Raw genomic sequence first — 1435 nt, 5'->3', positions numbered from 1 at the left:
GAATCTGGGAATACTCATGCAAACACCACACATTCTGATCGTCGAAGACGAGCTAGTCACACGCAATACCCTGAAAAGCATTTTTGAAGCCGAAGGCTACATCGTGCTCGAAGCCAACAACGGCGACGAAATGCACCAGGCTCTCACTTCCCACACCATCAATCTGGTGATCATGGACATCAACCTGCCGGGCAAGAACGGCCTGCTGCTGGCCCGTGAGCTGCGTGAGAACGACAACATCGCCCTGATGTTCCTGACCGGTCGTGACAACGAAGTGGACAAGATCCTTGGTCTGGAGATCGGCGCCGATGATTACATCACCAAGCCGTTCAACCCGCGCGAGCTGACCATCCGTGCCCGCAATCTGCTGAACCGCACCATGAACGTGGCTGCCGGTGGCGAAGAGAAGAAGCTGGTTGAGCGCTACCTGTTCAACGGCTGGGCGCTGGATATCAACAGCCGCGCGCTGGTCAGCCCCACTGGCGACATGTTCAAACTGCCGCGCTCCGAGTTCCGTGCCATGCTGCACTTCTGCGAAAACCCGGGCCAAATCCAGACCCGCGCCGAGCTGCTGAAGAAGATGACCGGCCGTGAGCTCAAGCCCCACGACCGTACCGTCGATGTGACCATCCGTCGCATTCGCAAGCACTTCGAAAGCGTCAACGATACTCCGGAGATCATCGCCACCATCCACGGCGAAGGCTACCGTTTCTGTGGTGAGCTGGAGCAGGAATAAGCTCCCGCTACGCTGTTGATCTGAAAAGGCGCCTCGGGCGCCTTTTCTGTCTCTGCTGTTTGCCTTAAAGCTGAGAAACGGTAAGCGTGACGTCGAACGGCGCACAAGACAGATGATAAACAAAAAGCCCACTCGCAGGAGTGGGCTTTTTGTTTTGAAGCTGGAGCGGGCAGCGGGAATCGAACCCGCATCATCAGCTTGGAAGGCTGAGGTAATAGCCATTATACGATGCCCGCCTGGCATCTGAAATTTGGAGCGGGTGATGGGAATCGAACCCACGTATGCAGCTTGGGAAGCTACCGTTCTACCATTGAACTACACCCGCGTCAGGGCTCCTACTATATGCATTTTGCCGCCGAGCGCAATGGCGCCTTTGCCACTTTTTTCAATAAATCAATCTGTTCGGACAAGGATTGAACAGACGGTTGCTTTTTCAATCAAACATTTTCAACACAGATAATTTACAAGGTTGCCAAGGCCAAACGGCAAGGATAGTCTTGCGCCACTCGACGCGAGGATGGTGGTAATGGATAAAAAAACGCAAAAACGTCTCTATGGCTGGTTGCGCAAGCAATCGAGTCACGGTCGCCGCTGGATCACGATATCCATCGCTTTTGGCCTTGGTCAGGGCATTCTGATGGTGGCGCAAGCCTGGCTGCTGGCGACCCTGTTGCACGGCTTTATCATCGAAGGCTCAAC

Annotated in this window: 1 protein-coding gene and 2 tRNA genes; 1 reads left to right on the top strand and 2 read right to left on the bottom strand. The window is 54.6% G+C overall.

The genetic code is table 11. The features are described 5' to 3' along the window. Positions 1-16 precede the first annotated feature (16 nt). Positions 17-736: a two-component system response regulator ArcA gene (arcA, locus tag AACS18_RS06155; RefSeq protein ID WP_108613926.1), complete on the top strand. Its 720-nt coding sequence runs from the start codon at positions 17-19 to the stop codon at positions 734-736. Between the two features lie 161 nt (positions 737-897). Here the strand turns inward: arcA and AACS18_RS06150 are convergent. Continuing rightward, positions 898-972 (bottom strand) — tRNA-Gly (locus tag AACS18_RS06150). A gap of 15 nt (positions 973-987) precedes the next feature. After that, positions 988-1061: transfer RNA gene (locus AACS18_RS06145), tRNA-Gly, on the bottom strand. Between the last annotated feature and the right edge of the window lie 374 nt (positions 1062-1435).

The organism is Aeromonas sp. HMWF015 (assembly GCF_963878965.1).
Lineage (GTDB): Bacteria > Pseudomonadota > Gammaproteobacteria > Enterobacterales > Aeromonadaceae > Aeromonas > Aeromonas veronii.
The sequence above is the reverse complement of the archived record's forward strand: the minus strand, read 5'-3'. Positions and strand labels throughout refer to the sequence as shown.

Coding starts and splice junctions, on each gene's coding strand:
- arcA (WP_108613926.1), top strand. CDS start 17: ATGCAAACACCACACATTCTGATCGTCGAAGACGAGCTAGTCACACGC.